The 21,580-nt window shown below is 31.8% G+C and carries 22 protein-coding genes; 4 read left to right on the top strand and 18 right to left on the bottom strand.

The annotated features are described in order from the left end of the window. Positions 1–130: 130 nt before the first annotated feature. From ACI48P_RS14355 to dapD, 4 genes are all read left to right on the top strand, one after another. The gene (locus ACI48P_RS14355) at positions 131–1,129 is read left to right on the top strand and encodes an aspartate-semialdehyde dehydrogenase (protein WP_475216865.1); all 999 of its coding nucleotides are present in this window, start codon (positions 131–133) and stop codon (positions 1,127–1,129) included. Positions 1,130–1,209: 80 nt separating this feature from the next. Further along, positions 1,210–2,115, top strand: a complete 906-nt coding sequence (dapA, locus tag ACI48P_RS14350; RefSeq protein ID WP_475216863.1) for a 4-hydroxy-tetrahydrodipicolinate synthase — start codon at positions 1,210–1,212, stop codon at positions 2,113–2,115. Continuing rightward, the gene (dapB, locus tag ACI48P_RS14345) at positions 2,096–2,842 is read left to right on the top strand and encodes a 4-hydroxy-tetrahydrodipicolinate reductase (RefSeq protein WP_475216861.1); all 747 of its coding nucleotides are present in this window, start codon (positions 2,096–2,098) and stop codon (positions 2,840–2,842) included. Before dapA ends, dapB begins: the two co-directional genes overlap by 20 nt. Before the next feature lie 33 nt (positions 2,843–2,875). Beyond that, entirely contained in the window at positions 2,876–3,592 is a 717-nt protein-coding gene (gene dapD / locus ACI48P_RS14340; protein WP_475216859.1) for a 2,3,4,5-tetrahydropyridine-2,6-dicarboxylate N-acetyltransferase, read from the top strand. A 94-nt stretch (positions 3,593–3,686) separates the two neighbouring features. Here the strand turns inward: dapD and ACI48P_RS14335 are convergent, their stop codons facing one another. From ACI48P_RS14335 to prdR, 18 genes are all read right to left on the bottom strand, one after another. Next, entirely contained in the window at positions 3,687–4,289 is a 603-nt protein-coding gene (locus ACI48P_RS14335; RefSeq protein WP_475216856.1) for a DUF4397 domain-containing protein, read from the bottom strand. Between the two features lie 86 nt (positions 4,290–4,375). Further along, entirely contained in the window at positions 4,376–4,780 is a 405-nt protein-coding gene (locus ACI48P_RS14330) for a VOC family protein (RefSeq protein ID WP_475216854.1), read from the bottom strand. A gap of 264 nt (positions 4,781–5,044) precedes the next feature. Continuing rightward, entirely contained in the window at positions 5,045–5,584 is a 540-nt protein-coding gene (gene hpt / locus ACI48P_RS14325) for a hypoxanthine phosphoribosyltransferase (RefSeq protein ID WP_475216850.1), read from the bottom strand. A gap of 90 nt (positions 5,585–5,674) precedes the next feature. After that, positions 5,675–6,979: an L-cysteine desulfidase family protein gene (locus ACI48P_RS14320; RefSeq protein ID WP_475216846.1), complete on the bottom strand. Its 1,305-nt coding sequence runs from the start codon at positions 6,977–6,979 to the stop codon at positions 5,675–5,677. A 236-nt stretch (positions 6,980–7,215) separates the two neighbouring features. After that, complete coding sequence (locus ACI48P_RS14315; RefSeq protein ID WP_475216843.1) at positions 7,216–8,994, bottom strand: sigma-54 interaction domain-containing protein; 1,779 nt, start codon at positions 8,992–8,994, stop codon at positions 7,216–7,218. Then, positions 8,991–9,128, bottom strand: coding sequence for a hypothetical protein (locus tag ACI48P_RS14310; protein WP_475216841.1), 138 nt, complete (start codon positions 9,126–9,128; stop codon positions 8,991–8,993). The genes ACI48P_RS14315 and ACI48P_RS14310 overlap by 4 nt, the downstream gene beginning before the upstream one ends. A 94-nt stretch (positions 9,129–9,222) precedes the next feature. Beyond that, positions 9,223–9,792, bottom strand: coding sequence for a class I SAM-dependent methyltransferase (locus ACI48P_RS14305; RefSeq protein ID WP_475216839.1), 570 nt, complete (start codon positions 9,790–9,792; stop codon positions 9,223–9,225). Between the two features lie 107 nt (positions 9,793–9,899). Then, positions 9,900–10,535 carry a single-stranded DNA-binding protein gene (locus tag ACI48P_RS14300; RefSeq protein WP_475216837.1) on the bottom strand — a complete coding sequence of 212 codons (636 nt, stop codon included), beginning with the start codon at positions 10,533–10,535 and terminating at the stop codon, positions 9,900–9,902. Between the two features lie 186 nt (positions 10,536–10,721). After that, a complete protein-coding gene (locus tag ACI48P_RS14295; protein ID WP_475216835.1) occupies positions 10,722–11,612 on the bottom strand; it encodes a sulfite exporter TauE/SafE family protein in 891 nt (296 codons plus the stop codon). 217 nt (positions 11,613–11,829) lie between these two features. Next, positions 11,830–12,711 carry a sulfite exporter TauE/SafE family protein gene (locus ACI48P_RS14290; RefSeq protein WP_475216833.1) on the bottom strand — a complete coding sequence of 294 codons (882 nt, stop codon included), beginning with the start codon at positions 12,709–12,711 and terminating at the stop codon, positions 11,830–11,832. A gap of 109 nt (positions 12,712–12,820) precedes the next feature. Then, entirely contained in the window at positions 12,821–13,828 is a 1,008-nt protein-coding gene (locus ACI48P_RS14285) for a proline racemase (protein WP_475216831.1), read from the bottom strand. A 21-nt stretch (positions 13,829–13,849) separates the two neighbouring features. Then, positions 13,850–14,320 (bottom strand): glycine/sarcosine/betaine reductase component B subunit, encoded by a 471-nt coding sequence (locus ACI48P_RS14280; RefSeq protein ID WP_475216829.1) that lies wholly within the window; start codon positions 14,318–14,320, stop codon positions 13,850–13,852. A 13-nt stretch (positions 14,321–14,333) separates the two neighbouring features. Then, a complete protein-coding gene (gene prdD, locus ACI48P_RS14275) occupies positions 14,334–15,092 on the bottom strand; it encodes a proline reductase cluster protein PrdD (RefSeq protein ID WP_475216827.1) in 759 nt (252 codons plus the stop codon). Positions 15,093–15,170: 78 nt separating this feature from the next. Beyond that, positions 15,171–15,896 carry a D-proline reductase (dithiol) protein PrdB gene (prdB, locus tag ACI48P_RS14270; protein WP_475216825.1) on the bottom strand — a complete coding sequence of 242 codons (726 nt, stop codon included), beginning with the start codon at positions 15,894–15,896 and terminating at the stop codon, positions 15,171–15,173. Between the two features lie 16 nt (positions 15,897–15,912). Beyond that, complete coding sequence (locus ACI48P_RS14265) at positions 15,913–16,206, bottom strand: CBO2463/CBO2479 domain-containing protein (protein ID WP_475216823.1); 294 nt, start codon at positions 16,204–16,206, stop codon at positions 15,913–15,915. 33 nt (positions 16,207–16,239) lie between these two features. After that, entirely contained in the window at positions 16,240–18,117 is a 1,878-nt protein-coding gene (gene prdA, locus ACI48P_RS14260) for a D-proline reductase (dithiol) proprotein PrdA (protein ID WP_475216821.1), read from the bottom strand. 19 nt (positions 18,118–18,136) lie between these two features. Next, positions 18,137–19,423 (bottom strand): proline reductase-associated electron transfer protein PrdC, encoded by a 1,287-nt coding sequence (gene prdC / locus ACI48P_RS14255; RefSeq protein WP_475217335.1) that lies wholly within the window; start codon positions 19,421–19,423, stop codon positions 18,137–18,139. Between the two features lie 326 nt (positions 19,424–19,749). Further along, complete coding sequence (prdR, locus tag ACI48P_RS14250; protein ID WP_475216819.1) at positions 19,750–21,510, bottom strand: sigma-54 dependent transcriptional regulator PrdR; 1,761 nt, start codon at positions 21,508–21,510, stop codon at positions 19,750–19,752. Positions 21,511–21,580 lie beyond the last annotated feature (70 nt).

Here is a 21,580-nt window from a genome sequence, read left to right as displayed (position 1 = left end):
TAAAAATAAAACGTACAAAGTATTCCTTTGTGCGTTTTTTTGTATATTTTTATTCTACTTTAATATATATATATTATGTAATGGTTATTTTATTTAAGGGGTTAATATTTTATAAATTGGGGTGATTTTAATGAAAAAAGTAAATGTTGCTATAGTTGGTGCTACTGGCATGGTAGGAAGAACTTTTTTAAAAGTTTTAGAAGAAAGAAACTTTCCAATAGAAAATTTATACTTATTCTCTTCTTCTAAGTCTGCAGGTTCTACTGTTTCTTTTGCAGGAAGAGATTATATAGTTGAAGAACTAAAAGAAGAGGTTTTTGATAGAGATATACAAATTGCACTTTTCTCAGCAGGTGGAGAAATAAGTAAAGTTTACGCTCCAATAGCTGCTTCTAAGGGAGTTATTGTCGTGGATAACTCTAGCCACTGGAGAATGGATCCAAATGTTCCTTTAGTAGTTCCTGAAGTTAATCCTGAGGTTGTGAAAAATCATAATGGTATAATAGCTAATCCAAATTGCTCTACTATTCAAGCTATGGTACCTCTTAAGCCACTTAATGATAAATACAAAATAAAAAGAATAATATATTCTACTTATCAAGCTGTGTCTGGATCTGGAGTTAGGGGAATTCAAGATTTAGAAAAAGGTATAAATGGGGAACAAAATTCTTTCTATCCTCATCCTATAGCTTATAATTGCCTTCCACACATAGATACTTTCACTGATAATGGTTATACAAAAGAAGAACTAAAAATGATAAATGAAACTATGAAAATATTAGATGACTATAACTTAAAAGTTACTGCTACTACTGTAAGAGTACCTGTAAAAAACGGCCACAGTGAATCTATTAACGTTGAATTTGAAAATTCATATGAATTAAGTGATTTAGTTTCAACTTTAAATAATGCGCCAGGTATCGTTGTATATGATAATCCATCTATCAATGAATATCCTACAGCGGTAGAATTTAATGATAAAGACGATGTTTTCGTTGGAAGAATAAGAAGAGATTTTAGTGTTGATAACGGAGTTAACTTATGGGTAGTTGCTGACAATATTAGAAAAGGGGCCGCAACTAATGCCGTTCAAATAGCTGAATTATTGTTAACTTATAAATTAGTTTAATTTAAGACACTCTATTAGATAAAAAACATAAAATAAGATTACATGGATATAAATTTTTTAATGTAAAGGGGATTGATTACATGTTATTTAAAGGTTCTGGAGTTGCTTTGGTTACACCATTCACTGAAACTGGTATTGATTTTGAAACATTAGGTAAATTAGTAGAATATCATATTGCTAACCATACTGACGCTTTAATAGTTTGTGGTACTACAGGTGAGGCTACAACTATGAGCGATGCAGAACAATTTGCTGTAATAAAATATGTGGTTGAAAAAGTTAATAAAAGAATTCCTGTTATTGCAGGTACTGGTTCTAACAATACTATGCACTCAGTTCATTTAAGCCAAGAAGCTGAGAGACTAGGCGTTGATGGGCTTTTAATTATTACACCTTACTATAATAAGGCTAACGAAAAAGGTCTTAAACTTCATTTTGAAACAATAGCTAAGAGTGTTTCTCTTCCAATAATAATGTACAACGTACCTGGAAGAACTTGTGTAAACTTAAAACCGAGCTTAGTTGCTGAACTTGCTAAAATAGATAATATAGTTGCTGTTAAAGAAGCTAGCGGAGATTTAGCTCAAGTTGCTGAAGTTTCACGATTAGTATCAGATGATTTTGCTATATACTCAGGTAATGATGATTCTATACTTCAATTACTATCTGTTGGTGGCAGTGGAGTTATCTCCGTACTTGGAAATATCTGTCCAAAAGAAACTCATGATTTAGTTTACAAGTTTTTAGAAGGCGATTTAGAAGGTGCTAAAAAACTTCAACTTGGTATGAAACCATTAATAGATGCTTTATTTATTGAAGTAAATCCTATACCTGTAAAAACCGCTATGAATTTATTAGGATTTGAAGTTGGTAAATTAAGACTTCCTTTAGCTGAAATGAGTGAAAGTAATCTTAATAAACTAAGACAAGAATTAATTAACTTTGGATTTGAATTAGGGGGAGAATATGCTAAAAGTAATAATTAGTGGATGCTTAGGTAAAATGGGAACTGTTTTAACTAGATGCGTTCAAGAGGATAAAAATTTAGAGTTAGTTTGTGGTGTTTCTCAACCACCTCTAAGTGAAAGTAATTTTAAAGTATATGAAAAAATGATAGATATTCAAGAGTCTGCTCATGTGATAATAGATTTTTCTCATCATAGTGCATTAGATGATGTATTAACTTATGCACTAAATAGCAAAACACCATTAGTAATAGCTACTACTGGATACAACGATGATGAATTAAATAAAATATATGAGGCTTCTAAAGTAATACCTATATTCCATTCTTATAATTACTCTTTAGGAGTAAACGTATTATTAAAATTAGTTAAAGAAGCTACAAAAGTATTAAATGATTTTGATATTGAAGTAATAGAAAAACATCATAACAAAAAAGTAGATGCTCCAAGTGGTACTGCTATTATGATTGCAAATGCAATAAAAGAAGTATTACCTAATGTAGAAAATAACTACGGTCGTTATGGTCGTGAAGCTAAAAGAAAAGAAAATGAAGTTGGAATCCACGCTATAAGAGGTGGAACAATTGTTGGTGAGCATGATGTTTTATTTGCTGGTCATGATGAAGTAGTTGAATTAAAACATATAGCTCAATCTAAAGATATCTTTGCTAAAGGTGCTATTACAGCTGCTAAGTATCTAGTTAACCAAGAAGCAGGATACTACAATATGGATAACATGTTAAGTTAAATAAATTAAGCTAATCAAAAGGGGGATACACACATGATAAATTTAAATGATGCTTATGAAATTGCAAAATTCATAAAGGAATCTAAGAAAGCTACACCCGTTAAGGTCTATGTAAATGGTACTTTCGTAAACTTTAAAAGAAATGAAAGCTTTAAGGTTTTTGGAGGAAATGGTTCATACACTCTTATAGGTGATTATGAAGTAATAATGAAAGAATTAGAATCTAGAAAAAGTCATATTGAAGAAATTCACATTGAGTATGATAGAAGAAACTCAGCTATTCCTTTATACAACTATCTACACGAGCACTCAAGAATAGAGCCAGGTGCTATAATAAGAGACATGGTAACATTAGGTCATAATACTGTAATAATGATGGGTGCTGTTATTAACATAGGCGCTGTTGTTGGCGATAACTCTATGATCGATATGAATGCTGTTATAGGCGCTAGAGGAATGATAGGTAAAAATGTTCATCTAGGAGCTGGCGCCGTAGTTGCAGGTGTTTTAGAGCCACCTTCTGCTACTCCTGTAATAATAGAAGATGATGTTATGATAGGTGCAAATGCTGTTATTTTAGAAGGTGTTAAAGTAGGAAAAGGTGCTGTGGTAGGTGCTGGAGCTATTGTAACAAAAGACGTTCCAGCTGGTGCTGTGGTTGCCGGCTCTCCTGCCAAAGTAATAAAAATGAAAGATGATAAAACAGCTGACAAAACAAAACTAATGGATGGATTAAGGGACTTAGATTAATCTATTTCCTTTAATCTAATAAAAAAGCTATCTCTGTTTAGAGCTTCAGCTGGACTACAGCTGAAGTTCTAAACTAGAGATAGCTTTATTTTTATTAGATTAGGAAAGTAGCTCCATCTAAAGATTGGAGTACTTCGAAGTTTGGTGCTTCTCCTATTGCATAGAATGTATATATTCTGTTTGGATTAATTTTTATTTGCGAACTATCAATAATATCATTATTTATTGACACTTCTATGGCTAAATCATATTCTCCCGGATCTAATAATTCATATTTAGTTGCATCCATATACTTAACGTTTTCAAAAACTTTCTTTCCACCTAGCGTAATATTAACATCTCTTCCATTAGGAACTAAATGGACAAATCTTATCTTAGATTGTTTTCCAGGAGCAAGTTTTTTATCTTCCTTTATAGGTAATAATTTTACTTTACCGTCATCAACAATAATAGCTATCGTTAACAGTTCATCATTTTTTATGTCTATCTCTTGCTTAACCAAAGGATTTTCTACAGTATCTTCAGAATATACTTCGACAATATATGTCCATTTAGGCATATACACATATGGTGTAAATTTAGTAAAATCTAATTCATTAAAAAAAGGAACTCCATTTACATAAACATCAACAGTCTCCCCATTAGGAACAGCATGTAAAAATCTAACTAAAGAATATTCTTCATTAAAATTTCTCAAACTCATTTCCCCCTTAAACATAATAGTTACTCTACTATTATCATATTACTAATCTACATTTTTTGATACTTGTCTATCCAACCCTTTTATATATCCGTATCTCTAATCTCTATCTCAGTACCTTCAGGAGCCTTAATCTTAAACAAGCTCTCTCCTTCTACTTCATAAACAACCTTACCATTTTTTAATTTAAAATCATTATACCCAAGAGCAACTATTCTATCATACTCCTCTTCAACATTATCCACTAAAAATCCCATATGAACAGGACCAGAATTTAAATTACTCCACTTATTAAACTTATCATCCTTCTTAGGTGTCTGTAACTCAATCATAAAACTACCTAACCTAAGCCAAGTATTAAAATCCCTGCCATGAAAACCAGCAGTTTCATTAACAACCTCAAATCCTAAAATTCTAGTATAAAAATCCAAAGACTCACTATACTTCTCCGTCTGTATACAAACATGATGTATCATTTTTATCCCCATGTTCTTACCTCCTCGAATGATTTTCTTATATAACTTATCCACTTCTTAACAATAAATTCTGTTCTTATGTGTATATCTTTTCCTCCAAATAAATAAGAGAACTCAACCGGCGTAAAGATTTGAGAGTAATCCAGCGAAGGTGTGAATATCTAATTTAAGACTCCATTTGTAGGCGGCCTTATGCCTGCATGGAGCAGAAATTAGATATTCACACCGGAGCGCCGATTACTCACAAATCTTGGAGCCACAGAGTCCTCTTATTTATTATCTATCTTCGTTTGTTACGTTGAATACGTATGGTATGTTTCTATAGTAATCTCCGAAGTTTAACCCATATCCAACAACGAATTTATCTTCTATTTCAAATCCACAGTAATCTGGAACTAATTCTACTTTTCTTCTACTTGGCTTATCAAGTAATACACAACACTTTATGCTAGAAGGATTTTTTCCTCTTAAGTGATTCATAACATGGTTCATAGTAAGAGCCGTATCAGTTATGTCATCTACTATTAACACATCGTATCCTTCTAAGTCAGCATTTATATCTGCTACTACATTTATCTTCCCGGTACTTTCTTCTCCGTGTCCATAACTTGAAGTAGTCATGAATTCTATCTTAACAGGAACAGTTATGTTTCTAACTAAGTCAGCACAGAATATAAAGCTTCCTTTTAATAAAGATACTACTAAAAGGTTCTTATCCTTATAGTCTTCTGATAATTGTGCACCTAATTCTTTTAATCTTTGAGATATTTGCTCTTCAGAGCATAATACTTCCCACTTTTTAGTTTCTATGTTCATAGTACAACCTCCAAATATAATGATGATATTATTCATTTTATAAGAGATTAACTTCTTTTGCAAGATTAATGGTTTAAATTAGCAATCTAATTAATCAACCTTATTCATATCATCCATTACGTTTATTATAACCTCATCTGTAACTGACATACCTTTGTCACTTACTCTTCCTAGGTTTTGAATACTTTGTTCAACTTTAGCACCAACTATACCATTCATTGGAGGTACAAAACACTCATGTTTAGCTATTATTGCACTTTGTACTGCAGCAGATGCAGCTGAAGCTAATTTTAATGCACAACCAGCTTTTGCACCGTCACATATCATACCACTTAAGTTTGCAACCATGTTTTCTATTGCACCTTCTATTTGTCTTATATCTCCACTCATTAACCAAGATATACCAGCAGTTGCTCCTGTTGATGCAGCTACTCCACATCCACATACTGCAGATAATCTTCCAGTGTAATTTTTAACATAAGCAGTTACTAAGTGAGATATAGCTAAAGCTTTTGCTAATTTTTCATCGCTTTGTGGGAACTTCTTGTTGTAAGCAACTATTGGAAGTATAGCTGTTAATCCGTGGTTTCCACTACCGTTTGAACTCATAACTGGTAATTTAACGCCTGCCATTCTAGCATCTGAAGCAGCTGCAGTCATCATCATAGCTTGGTTCATTAAATCATTACCTAAAATACCATCTTCCATTGATTTTTTTATACCATAACCAACACCTATTCCAGTCTTTTGGTTAAGACCATAGTTAGCCATTTCTTCATTCATAGCTATTCCTTCTAATAAGAATTCTATATCTTTAAGTTCTATTTTTTCTACGTTTTCTACTAATTCTTTTATAGTTATAGTATCCATTACATTTTCTTGTACTGGTTGAGCTTGAGTAGCCTCTACTTGAACTTCTTCATTTAATAATATTTCTCCATCTTTTTCTAAATATACGAAGTTATCATGTTTAGTTCTTATAGCAACCTTTACTTTGTGGTTAGCTCCTTCTAAAACTACTTCTATATAAACTTTTTCCTTAGTATCAGCTGGTGATATACTTATTGGATTATTATCCATGTATTCTTCTGCTACTCTAACTTGTGCTTCATCTAAAGTTTCTAAAACTCTTAAACCGTTTTCAGAATGACCACCAACAAATCCCATTGCTGCTGCAACTTTCATTCCTAATCTATCTGTACCTGGTATTCCAACGCACATACCATTTTTATAAACATTTGGACTTACTAATATTGTATTTTTAACTATTTCTTCTCCTAATAATTCTTTTGCCTTTGCACATGCTAATGCTAATGCTACTGGCTCTGTACATCCTAATGCTGGTTTAACTTCAGCTTTTAATATATTAACTAATTGTTCTCTTAAATCTCTCATAATAAAACCTCCTAAAATTTGCTTATGCTATTATTAAAAGCAAAATACATGCCAACTTTTTCAGTTTTATTATTATTATTTTTCTAACCATTTCAAATGTTGATTAATGCTGGGTTTTATTGAAATTTTTTTTTATTTCTAAACTATATATTCTAAAATATTATTTATAAAATCAAATCACTGTCTCAATATACACAAAAAACAGTCTCATAATGAGACTTCGTATCATTTTGAGACTATTTTATTAATATATTATATTTTTCTAACTTTCTATACAACGTAGCCCTCGATATACCTAAAGCCTTTGCTGCTAATTCTTTATCTTTTTTATAATCTTTATATTTATTAAGTGCCTTAATTATTTCATTTTTTTCTAACTCATCTAGGGTACTTACATTATTATCTATAACTTTTACTTCATCATAATCTACATTACTTTTTATTTTTCTAGGCAGTACATCTAATGTTATGTACTCTGTTGTGGACATATTTATACAATACTCTATAATATTTTGAAGTTCTCTAATATTACCTGGCCACCTATAATTTATCATTGCCTCTAAAACCTCTTTATTGACTCCATAAACATGTTTATTAAGCTTCCTTGAGTATTCCTCAATCATATAATCTATAAGCTTAGGAATATCATCCTTTCGCTCTCTAAGACTAGGTAGATTTATCGGTATTACATTTAATCTATAATATAAGTCTTCTCTAAAGGTACCTTTTTGAACCATTTGCTCTAAGTCTTTGTTAGTCGCCGTAATTATTCTTACATCTATAAGTACATTAGCTTTTCCACCTATTTTGTCTAACTCTCTTTCTTGCAATACTCTTAATAACTTAGCTTGTAAATGTAAACTCATATCTCCTATTTCATCTAAGAAAATAGTTCCTTTATGAGCCAATTCAAATTTACCTAATTTGCCACCTTTTTTAGCCCCTGTGAATGCACCTTCTTCATATCCAAAAAGTTCACTTTCTAGTAAGTTATCTGGTATTGCAGCGCAGTTAACTGCTACAAATGGATTATCAGATCTAGTACTATGATTATGTATTGCTCTCGCGAATAATTCTTTACCTGTTCCACTTTCTCCTGTAATTAATACTGTAGAATTTGATTTAGCTGCTATGAATGCTTCTTTTTTTGTTTCACTTATTGGCTGACTTTCTCCTACTATATTTTGAAGAGTAATGTTATATTCCTTATTCATTTTATTATAGTTTTTTATAGTATCCTTTTTATCAATAAAATCTATAACATATCCCTTAAGTTCATTTTTAAGTTCGATTTTATTTATATTATAGATACCCTTTAATTCAAGATTATCTCTTGTGTAAGAGAAAGTAAAAGACTTCTCTTCTTTAATATTAATAAAAGGCATATTAATAAATGGTAATTTTTCAAATATATTGGAGTTATCAATATCGCCTTGTAAATTAAATATTTCTTTAAACTTATAGCTATACTTATCAATCTTTCCGTTTACATCAATAGATACTATAGCTCTATCCATACTATTAACTAATGTCTCTAGCTTCTTTTTTTCTACCTCTAGCTCATATGCTTTGATTTGAGCTTTTAGCTTATTAGAAATTAAGTCAGCCATTTTACCTAAGAAGTTCATTAAGCTCTCTTTATTGTTTTTTATAATTTTAGCCTGTTCATCTGTGAAAGCTACTAGTCCTATTACACCGTAAGATATATCATCACTTACTATTGGACAGCATACTTCAGCATATTCTCTACAATGAGTATTGTGATAACATTCTTTGCATATTTCATTACAACTTGGATCTTCAATAACAATTGAAACTTGCTCCATTAAAGATTTTTTAAAGGCTGAATACCCTTCTACTCTATTACCTATTTGTTCTATATATATACCTGTTCCTGCTATCCTAACTAGGTTTTGATCTACTATTGTTACATCTATTCCCAAAACAGCTACTATAGCTTCTGCTATATTTTGTATATCAGATTGTATATGTTCTAAACTTATCATACTCATCATTCCTTAGTTTTCTTAAACTTTGATATATCTCTTATCTCTTTCAGTACCACGTATATTTTATTTAAAGTAAGCTGAATTGACATTAGTATTACGAATAGCATTACCACTATTACTAAATTATAATCTATATTCATTTTTTCCCTCTCTAGTATAATAATTTTTCTATAACAAAAGACTAGGCATAACCTAGTCTTTTTATTTTCTATATCTAATTATATTTTAGCTTATTTACTTTCTTTTTCCTATATAAATATATCTTTCATTTTGAACTTCTTTAAGCGTTCCTTCAAATTCTAGTGATGAAAATATACTTAATATTTGTTGAGGATAGAAGTACTGTACACTATCTCCAAATATTCTATGTTTTAGATTTTTTAATTTAACTTTTAAGTTCTTTAAATTTAAATCCTCTACTACTAAATCTCCTCTACGTTTTAATACTCTATTAATCTCATATGAGGCCTTTGTACAATCCGTAGAATGGTTAAGATAATCTAATATTATTACTTTATCAAAATATTCATCTTCAAATGGCAAATATTCTAAACAACCTTTAACTACGTCACAGTTTTCATTGTGTATTAAAGAATAGCATACATCGTGATATGAACTATTATCTAGTATAGTTACATTTACACCAAGCATTCTTAATCTCTTACCTAGGTTACCAATCTCTCCAACAAGTAATATTTTGTTTCCTATCTTATATCTAATAGTATCCAAAAAACATCTTACATCATCAGAAGTGTCTGTCAAATCAGCATTAGGTTCATAGTCATGATATAATACGCTTTTCACAGTGCTCCCCCTCTTTATTCTCTCCATTTATAAATTGCATCATAGAATAGATTATAATAAATCGAGAGCAACTATTCAATAGCAAAATCACAACTATTTTTAATATTTTACTCGATATTGTTTTCCGACATTTTTTTAATTTTTGATATAGAAACTTCGTATGCTACTTTTTTAAGAGTTTCCCCATTATCTAATTTTTTTTCATACTCTCTACTTTGAACTCTTCCCCACATTTGGATCCTATCTCCAACCTTCAAACTCTTAGCATATTTAGCATTTCTTCCCCAAACTATTGAAGGTATGTAATCAGACTTATTATAAGGTCTGTTTATTGCTATTAATAAATCTGTTATTTCTCTTCCTAAAGGAGTTTTTCTATAAACAGGCGTTTTACATATATATCCATCTAAGAATATGCTATTAGGGTCTTTATTCTCTTCTTCGCATGGCTTTATTTCTCTAACAAATACAGTTAGAACTAATCTATTTTTATTATTTACGTTTTTATTGTAAGATCTTAATTGACCTACTACGTTAACCATTTTATTATTTTTATAATCTACTTCTTGAAGTAGTCTTTCTGATACTGTCATTGGCAATGTGTCATAAGAGTTACTCAATCTATTTATTTTAATATGAGTATTATAAAATTTCTCTCCAAAAATCTCATGACTTAATTCCAATTCCTCCCCTATCTCGCCTCTTAAGTTCACTACATTAGTATCATCCTTAACTGTTACCATAACTTTATCCCCCCACATTTGTTAATTCATATATTTCATCTTAATTTTATTTATATAATAAATATATTTAAGTGGACGGACTTTTATTACTAATTCTTAGAATCGTTTAATAAAAACTAAATAATATTGTCTTTTCAACTAAAAAGGCGACCATCAGGCCACCTTTTTTATTAGTTATACAAATATTTATTTATTTTCTTCGATTACCTTTGATTTATTAGCTGATCTTATCATAGTAAATGAAGTATACGCTACTACTACTACTACTAATGCCTTTAATAAATCCATAGGCATGCTACTTACACCAAATGCTGCTATTAAAACACCCACTATACCTGCCATTGTTATAAGTACAGATGCTTTTTTAGCATAAACTTGCTCTTTTATAAACTTAGAAGAAGCTACTGGCATTAACATTGCACAAGACCCCATCATTATCGGGAATGCTACTCTTGGAGACATTCCAAGTAAATATACTAAAGCCATACATGGAGCATATAATCCTATACCTGCTGTCATTAATGCTCCTAATATAAAGTTACCTACTATACCTATTATTAAAGCCATTCCTGTAAGACCTATAGCCTCACCACCTACTGGCATTAGATTTATTTTTGGATGTGATAAAAACATTAATATAGCCGTTATAGCTAAAGCTACTCCCATTACTAATTGTATCTTTCTTTCATCCATTTTAGCTATTATTCCTGCTCCTATATATGAACCTATAACTGATGCTGCTAACATACTTATCAATGTTATTGGCTCAACTTCAATTACTGTTGTAAATATAAATGCCTCTAAAACTACAGGAATAGTGTGTGCTACATTTAGTGTTCCTGGCATATTTTTATCTGATATATTTAATTTTAATGCTTTAGATAATGCTACTGTCGGTGCAAATGATCCAATTCCTAGAGTATCAAAAAAATCTGTTATAAATCCTGTAAATAATACCTTTGGTACATTTTGATTTTCTAGGTTACCTTCTTTTTTAGCTTTTACAAAGTCCTTGCCTAGAACAAATGCAAAGAATGATGTAAATGCCGCTAATATAACTCTTATAAAGTTTAACATAATAGTACTTCTCCCTTCTTAATGTTATTTATTAAAATATTACTTTCTTAATAAATAATATTAAAGTTTCAACGTTTTATGACTATTTTATATTAATTTAACAATAAAAAAGAACCCGTCAAGTTCTAGTATTAAAATACCCGTCAAAAGGTTTTTTTCATAACAAAACTTAAAGAGTTCTTATCTTTAATTATTTAATTGTTCTATTATTTTTTACTTAATTAGCTTTCTTTGATTTTGCTACTGATTTTAACATTGTGAATGAAGTATAAGCTATAACTAAAACTACTAAAGCTTTTAGTAAATCCATCGGCATATTACTTACACCAAATGCTGCTATAAATACTCCCACTGTACCACCTATAGTTATAGCCAAAGATGCTTTCTTTGAGTATGCTTGTTCTTTTATAAATTTAGTAGAAGCTATTGGCATTAACATCGCACAAGATCCCATCATTATTGGGAATGCAACTGTTGGAGACATTCCTAAGAAATAAACCATAGCCATACATGGAGCATATAATCCTATACCAGCTGTCATTAATGCACCTAATATAAAGTTACCTACTACACCTATTGCTAAAGATGCTCCTGTAAGACCTGTAGCATCTCCTCCACCTGGCATTAAGTTTATAGCAGGATGAGCTAAAAACATTAATACTGCAGTTATTGCAAGAGCTATTCCCATTACTAATTGTATTACTCTTTCATCCATCTTAGCTATTATACCGGCTCCTATATATGAACCTATTACTGCCGCTCCAATTAAAGCAATTAAAGTTAATGAATCAACTTCTATAACTGTTGTAAATATAAATGCTTCTATAACAACAGGTATTGTATGACATACATTTAATGTACCAGGCATTTGCTTATCCGGTATATTTAATTTTAATGCTTTAGACATCGCTATCGTTGGTGCAAATGACCCTATACCTAATGTATCAAAGAAGTCAGTTACAAATCCAGTTATACCTGCTTTAACTACGCTTTGTTCCTCTAGATTCCCTTCTTTAGACGCTTTTACATAGTCTTTTCCAAATGTAAATGCGAAAAAAGCTGTAAATGCCGCTAGTATTCCTCTTAATAATGTTAGCATTATTATTCCTCCTATGGTTTTATTTTATATATATATTTACTATTATACCGAAAGAATAGTAACCTCTTATCTGGTTACTATTCTTGTTGTAAGCTTATTACTTGCTTAATTATTTAAGTATAAATCCATATTTAACTGGATCTTCTGGATCTATTACAAAATGATTAAATCCTGTTATATAAGCAGCTCCTGATATTTTAGGTATTATAGCATCAAATTCTGCTACCTTATCAGTCCCTACTATTTCACCTTTGAATAAAGTTCCTAATATACTTTCGTATACAAACTTTTCACCTTGCTTTAATTGACCTTTAGCATGTAATGTAGCTAATTTAGCACTTGTTCCTGTTCCACAAGGAGATCTATCTACTTGACCTTGACCAAATATAACTACGTTTTTGTAAGTAGCTTCTGGATGAGTAGGCTCATCATATATTTCAACTAGGTCTACAGTTTTTATATGAGCTAATGTTGGATGTTGTATTTCTATAGTTTCATTTATTATATCTCTAAGTTTTAATGCTATATCAGTTAACTTAGAAGTATTTTCTGGCTTAACCTTTAATCCTAATTGATCAGCATGAACTATAGCAAAGAAACTTCCTCCAAATGATATATCAAACTTAACAGTTCCTACACCTGGTAACTCAACTTCTACATCTTTCTTATATAAGAAAGCTGGTACGTTTACAAATGATACTTCTTTAACCTTTCCATTTTCTACGAAAGCTTCAGCTTTAACTATTCCAGCTGGTGCTTCCATAACAACGTTAGTTATTGGCTCTACAGCATCTATCATTCCTGTTTCTATAGCAGCAGTTACAGCACCTATTGTTCCATGCCCACACATGTTAAGGTATCCGCCACCGTCCATGAATATTATTCCGAAGTCAGAATCTGGGTTGCAAGGTTGAGTTATTATAGAACCAAACATGTCATTGTGTCCTCTAGGCTCTAACATTATAGCTGTTCTTAAGTGATCTAGATTTTTTTCTAAGTATTCTTTTTTCTCAGCCATTGTGTTACCTTTTATGTTAGGTATACCACCTGTAACTATTCTTGTTGGTTCTCCCATAGTGTGAGAGTCTATAGCATGAATTCCTCTGTTAAATTTCATATTATTATCCCCTTCTTCTTTTTATTTTGAGTTTTTTCTCATTTTTAATTTTAAGAATGCAAGTGCTTTTTTGGCATCTATTTCATTTACATTGTTTTCTCCAACAACTTCAGTTTCAATACCTTTTTCTGATTTATTTATATCAACTATAGTATCCATATATTTGTTTGTTACAACAAACTTAGCTTGAGTACCATTAAATGTAACACCTACAGAAGGAATACCTCTTTTACCTATTTCCTCCATAGTGTTAGCATAGTCTACATGAGAGTTACCCCAGCCATCACAAGATACTATTACGCCATCTGCTCTCATAGCTTCCAGCCATGCTGCTGTTCTCTTTCCCACAAAGTTCTTTTCTTCATTGCCTTGTGGTGTTCCAACAACAACTATTCCTAAAAGATCTACATCCGTATCATTTCCTACTATATCTAAAAGAGGGTCTCTAAAATGATGTAGGGATGTTTCTTTTGTTGAAGGTCCTATTCCCATACTATCACCTCTTCTATGTCATAGATCTAAGGGCACCATCTCTATATTCATTCGGAGATATAATCATAGGTACATTTGCCATATCAATAATAGATATTCCACCTTCTACACCACTAGGCTCCGTAGGGAATAACTGATTATCATACATTGCACCTTGCCCTGCTATTTGTTTTATTATTACCACTTTTTTTGCATTAGGTCTAACTTTGTCAAAATATTCACTAACGCAGGTAGCATTTCTTCCGTCTTCTTCTTTCAAGCATCTTCTGATACTACCTATAAATTCATCACATGCTTTAAATGCTGCATAAGGAAGTTCTCTTTCATAAGGTAATCCTCCTTTTACAGTAACATCTACATGTATAATATAGTCATTTATAGATGGAGTTCCGAATCTTCCAAATATCATTTGATCTTTAAGATTTCCTTCCGAAGAACCAAATTCATGCATTTGACGACCGTCTTCATCAACCCCTGTTAACATCACATATACTCCTGTTAAAGTATGAGTTATACCTTCTCCCAATGATCCTAATACTTTAGTAGATATTGGTATAATATCCATAATAGTATTTATCTCTCTATCATAATCTCCAGGTTTAATAATATCTACTTTTATATCTGATATTACATCATGCTCACGCTGTATTTCCTTAATGCTTGAAATATCAATGGAAAGTTGATTATTTTTTATTGAAGTTTTTGACTCTACATTAACTTCATCTATATGGAATGATTTAATAACTAATCTTCTTAATATTCTCTCTTCCATAATTCCCACCTTCTTATAAACCCTTCTCCTTTACAGTGTAAAGAAGAAGGGTGTTATTGTTTATATAAAAACTACATCTTATACGTGAGCTTTATATTCATATGGTAATGGAACTATTTTTCCAGCAGATGGTATTGCTACTAACTGCTTTAATGTATCCTTTAATATGTTTGTTTGCATTTCTTTGTTGTGTGGTTCCCCAGCGTTAGCACCCATTGGAACTAATGGAGCAACTGCTCTAGGAGATCCGTTTTGTCTAACTACTGGTGGTAAAGCTGCGATAACTATTGTAGGTATTCCAGCAGCTTCTATTGCTCTCTGCACGATCACGGCAGTTCTATGGCAAGTACCTCAGCCAGCTGTTAGAACTACAGCATCTACATCTTCTTCTTTTAATTTTTGAGCGATTTCAGGACCAGTTAACTCAGTGAAAGCAGTTTGGTCTCCTCCTCCACCCATGAATCCGAAGTGCATTGGAGCTACTTCTTTTATGAATCCTTCTTCAGCTAATTCATGTAATCTATCTATTGGGAACATACAGTTGATATCTTTGTTAACGTCACCGTTATCGTATCCACCGTGTGATACCATCATTTCTTCTACTGTAGCAGTGTTTGGTATTGCTCTATATCCAGTATCACCTGCTAAGTTAAATCTCTTGTCAGTTTTTAAATGTACACCTGCTGCTGTAGCTAAAGCAACTCTCATTTCCTTTAATTCCTTAGTTACAGGAGTCCAAACTGGAGGAGGTGTTATTGGAACAAATATTTCAGATTGAAGCCCTTTTATTGTTGTAAGACTCATATGTTTCCTCTCCTTTCTATTTATCAAGCCTATCTTGATTAGCTTTTCTTATTTCTTCTCTTCTTTGCTTTTCTTTTTCCATATTATCTAGATACTTTTGATTAGGATCTGGTCCAAGTACCTCTGGATAGCTTAACAGAAACCCTACTTCTTGCCCTAACTTTAATTCGTAATCAGTTATAAGCATTCTTTTTGGTATTTTGAATTGTCCTAGTCTTCCTTTTAAGTCAATAGTCACTCCACCGTCTGTTAGTTCAACTATTACGCCTTCATACATTTTTTCTGTTGATATATACTTTAATCTATCCATAATTACTCTTCCTTTCCATTGCCTAGCTAATATCTACTTTGCGTCTTTTTCGTATATTTCTTTTCTCTTCTTACTCATTGGTAATACTTGTTCGTTATCTTCTAACTCTATCTTCTTACCAGTAGCTTTTTCTATAACTTCAACGTTGTTTAATTTAACGTTAGCATTCCATTTTCTTTCAGGAGCTAAAACTTCTTCTCCACCTATTACAGTCTTAAGCATTGCCATAGCTCTTACAGCATCTTCTGGAGATAATGTATTGTTAGATAATACTTCGTTTTCTATACCATGCTTAGACTTATTGTTATCTATCATGTGCTTCATGTACTTGTTACCAACAACTAGCGCACCTTGAACAGCAGAGAAAGTAACACCAACTACTGCTATATCTCTCATTCCTATTTGCTCTATGTGAGAAGCGAAATCTATGTGGTTGTTTCCGAATCCTTCAGTAGTTACTATAGCACCATCAACGTCCATAGCTTCAACCATCATACCTAATCTCTTAGATACATAGAATTTCTCAGCATTTACTTGTGGAGACCCAACAAATATAACACCTACTAAATCTACTTCTTCATCATTCATAGCTTCTATTACTAATGGTTCTCTGAAGTAATGTCTAGACATTTCTTTAGATGCAGGTCCTATACAAGTTAATGCATGTATACCACCATCTAATACTTCAAGCGGAGATAATACAACTGGAACGTTTCCTAAGTCAACGTTTGGTTGTGCTCCTAATGTTCCAACAGGCTCAACTGGTAATATTAAGTTATCATGCATTGCCCCTTGACCCATTATTTCTTTTATAACAACAACTTTCTTCTTACCTGGTCTTCTGTATTGCTCTAAAGTTTCAGTGTCTACTACTAAAGACTCGTCAGCTTTCTTTAAAGCTTCTCTTATCTCTTGAGTTATGTAGTCACTTGCAACGTGAGCAGCTAGTGGTCCTGGTCTTTCCATGTTAGTTCCAGCTTTTATTGTAACTTCAGTCTTTATGAAGATTTCTCCTTTATCAGGACATCCTGGTCTTCCCCACATGATGTTAGTTTCTAATTCACCTTCAGAAGAACCGAATTCACCTATTTGAACTCCATTTTCATCAGTACCAGTAACCATCATTATAACTCCGTCTAAAACTCTAGTTATACCTGATCCTAATTCTCCTTCTTCTTTAGTAGCTATTGGTTGGATATCCATTACAGTTTCACTGTAAGTGTTGTACTTATCTGGAGTTATTATTTCTAACTTAAGATCTACAACTAACTCTTGGCTATCTATAGCTTCTTTAGTTAACGCTTCAGGAGTTCTTATATATAAAGTAGTTCCTTCTATCTTAGTTTCTTCAGCAAATTCAACTTTTTCTATCTTGAAATGCTTCTTAGTTAATGATCTTACTAATTTAGCTTCTTGAGCTGGTGCTACTTCAGCCACTGGAGCTGCAACTTGAGCTGCTTCAACAGTTTGAACTGGTGCAACACCCATTTGAGCTGCTACTGATAAAGGTATTTCTAAGTTTATATCTCTACCTTCACCTATGTGTATTTTTATAGTTTGCCCACCTACTGGTTGAACTGGTGCTACTGCACTTACAGGTGCAACTTCAGCAACTGGTACTGCTACTTCTTCTTTAACTTCTTCAGCTACTTCTTTAGCAACTATTCCTTCTAATACATCTGCAGTAAGAGGAGTTAATGCATCTACAGTTTTAGTTAACTTAGCTCCTAATACTTCTCCTATAGTTAAACCATTCTCTGGCATAACTAATAATCCTGAATCTTGTAAATCCCCGAATATTGCAGGATCTTCTAAGTTTGATGGCTCTATTACAGTCCCAGCTTCAAATCTGCAGCAGCATACTGCTGGATCGTTAGCATGAGCTTTAGCTGTTTCTACAGTTATTGACATATCCAAATACCTCCTGGCGTTATTTTTTTCTTCTATATAATTTATGTCCAGAAGCTCTTAATACATGGTCTGTATTATGGTATACAGGCATTCCTAACCTAGGCGCCACTTGCATCACTGTGTTAGTTCAATCCTCACAGTTCCCTATTAATACAGCCTCAGCTCCTTGACTTTTTAACTTTAGTACTTTTTCAGCTTGACCTGGGCATATACCAGGTAAGTCACATCTGAATCTTCCGTTGACTTCCGTCATTCTCTTACATTTTGTTTCTGCTACTACCTCTGCTCCCATTAAAGAAGCGATTTCTTTTAATCTATCTTCTTGAGCACCACATTCACAAGCAATTATTCCTAATTTTCTATGTTCTTGCGGTAATGGCATAGATACTAATATTCCTCCTAGAGTTTTAGTTACAGGACTATCTTCTTCACCATGTCTTCCAGTGAAAGGTCCTCCTATAACGATTTCCCCATAAGGTTTAACATATCCTCCACATTTATCTATAAAGTACTTAACAGGCATTCCTATTGGTACATCCATGAATATTTTACCTTCATTTTCTGCACCCTTTACTCTTCCCCCGACTGTTACGTCTTTAGTTATAACTGGTCTTCTATCTTCTATTGCTGCTACTATATTTTTTATAGTTTCAACGTTAGATATAATAGCGTTAGCTTCACTTGGTAATGTACCAGGTGCTAACTCTACCCCTAATAATTCCCTGATTATAACTCTTTCATCTCCAGCAGGATACATATCTGGTAAATACTTGATTTCAATATTAGGTTCGTCTTTACATATCTTACCTAAAGCAACCATAGCCTTTTTATACTTTGGCTTTATAGCTATATAAGCTTTACTTGCTTCAGTTATTTCAAGCATGTATTTTAATCCTCTTATTAAAACATCTGGGTTTTCTTCCATAAACTTCACATTGTGACCTAATACAGGTTCACATTCAGCTGCGTTAGCTATTATATAACCACCAGCTATTTTACCTTGTAATTTAACGTGAGTTGGGAATCCAGCCCCACCAGCACCAACAATACCAGCTTCTTGTATAGCTTCAAGATTTGTTTCAGTATCTTTTATCTTTACATATTCTTCTGGTTGGTTTTCATCAGCTTCTACAAATATAGATGTTTCAGTAAGCTCTACAACTTTACCATAAACACTTGAATGTATATTAGCTCCTAAACCTTGAGGTACTGCTATTAGTTCACCTTTTTTAACTTCTTGGCCAACTTCAACAATCGGTTTACAAGGCGCTCCTACGTGTTGTCTTAATTCTAATTTAAGTACTATAGTAATCACCCCCTCTGTCATTTTTTTCACTATTATATATTAGCAATAACCGTGCCAAAAAACACTTTGATACATTTTTTCTATAGTTAGAGTACATAACTATTGATTTTCACCCACTTTTCATAGATATTTTTGTTAAAATCTTATTTTCAACTATCTGATTTTATTTTGCCCAAAATAAAAAACGTCAATCATTTGACGTTTTTTTATCTATATTTTTTTATTTTTTCGTTAACATTTTTTTATACACTTTGCAATTACTAGGTTACGTCTATTTTTTGTCCAAAGCGTCAGTTTTTCATCACGTGTCTATTTTCTAACACATGTTAATTTTTATTCTGTTCAATATTATATTGGTCCAACTTATAATATAGCGTTGCCCTTGGAATACTCAATAATTTAGCAGCTTTTGCTTTATTGCCTTTGCTCATTTCTAAAGCTTTATTGATTATTTTCATTTCAAGTTTTTGAGTAGCTCTTACAATATTTAAATCATTATCATCATCTTCAATTAAGTTTTCTAAAGATGCTACTATATAATGAGGAATATCATCTATATTAATAGTATCACCTTTTGATAGCACTACTATTGTCTCTATAGTATTCTTCAACTCCCTTATATTTCCCTTCCATCTATATCTTTGAAGAACTTCCATTGCTTCTTTGCTTATATTTAAAATCTGTTTATTATTTTGCTCACAAATATCCTTTAAGAAACTATATATTAATATTTCTATATCTTCTTTTCTTTGTCTTAAAGGAGGCAAATTTATTTCTACTACATTAAGTCTGTAATATAAGTCTTCCCTAAACTCACCTTTTTTAACTAACTCAGATAAGTTTTTATTTGTTGCACAGATTATTCTTGAATTTATTTTTATAATTTTTTCTCCACCGACTCTATGCACTTCTTTTTCTTGTAATACCCTTAAAAGTTTAGCTTGCATACTCATAGGTAATTCCCCTATTTCATCTAAAAATACAGTTCCATCCTTAGCCAACTCAAATATACCCATTTTTCCTTTTTTATTTGCTCCTGTAAATGCTCCTGACTCATATCCAAAAAATTCACTTTCAAATAATTCTGCAGGTATGGCACTACAGTTCACAGGTATAAACTGTCCTTTTCTCTCACTGTGCTCATGTATAGCCCTCGCAAAGACTTCTTTACCAGTTCCACTCTCTCCAAAAATAAATATACTACTAGTGGTTTTAGCAACTTGTTTAGCTATATCTTTGGCTTTTTCTAACTTATAACTCTTTCCTAAAACTTTATCAAAACTACCTTTAGAAAGATTTTTAACTTCATTTTGTAAATATCTTAAAGTGCCATTTGCCTTTTCCAATTCTTTTGATAATCTTTTAGCTTCAGTTATATCAACCTCTGTACATACTACACCTAATAGTTCATCTCCCACATATACAGGATTAGCGTGTACTAAACCATAAAGGTCTTCTTTTTTGTTGGTATAGTAAACATCATTCATAGACTCTCTTGCTTTTAATACTCTTTCTGATATTGTGTCCTCCAAAAAGTCACTCATAAATCTACCTACTATTTCATCTGCCTTTATATCATATCTATCTTCCATAAATTTGTTCCATAATATAACAATTCCATCTTTATCAATAGCACATATACCTTCTCTGATTTCTCCCACAATATGTTGAACCGTTAGTCCGTAGTCTTCCATTAACATATAAAGGTGATCTCTTATATGTTCTTGATTTAATATACCTATTAATTTATTATCTTCTACTATAGGAAGTATTCCTATATTATTTTTTCGCATTATATCTCTACATTCATCAATTGTAAGATTCTTTTCTCCTACTATAATATTTCTATTCATAACTTCTTCTACTTTAATGTCTTTAAACTCATTACTTTTATTATGAAGTTTATGAATATCTGTCATTGATATGATACCATCAATACCATTTATAGCTCCCTCAACTATGAATGTTTTCTGATTATGCTCTATCATTTTACTTATTAAGTCATTTAGATTCATATCTTTAGAAATAGTTATGAAGTCTTTATCCATTACATACTCAACTATCTTTATTTCTGGAATAGAAAACATATATCTCACCCCTGTCAAAATTCTAACACACCATTATAATACCATATATTTCATCATAATCTCTTAAAAT

Source organism: Romboutsia sp. LXY-2, from assembly GCF_056171995.1.
This window is presented reverse-complemented; position numbering and strand designations above follow the sequence as displayed.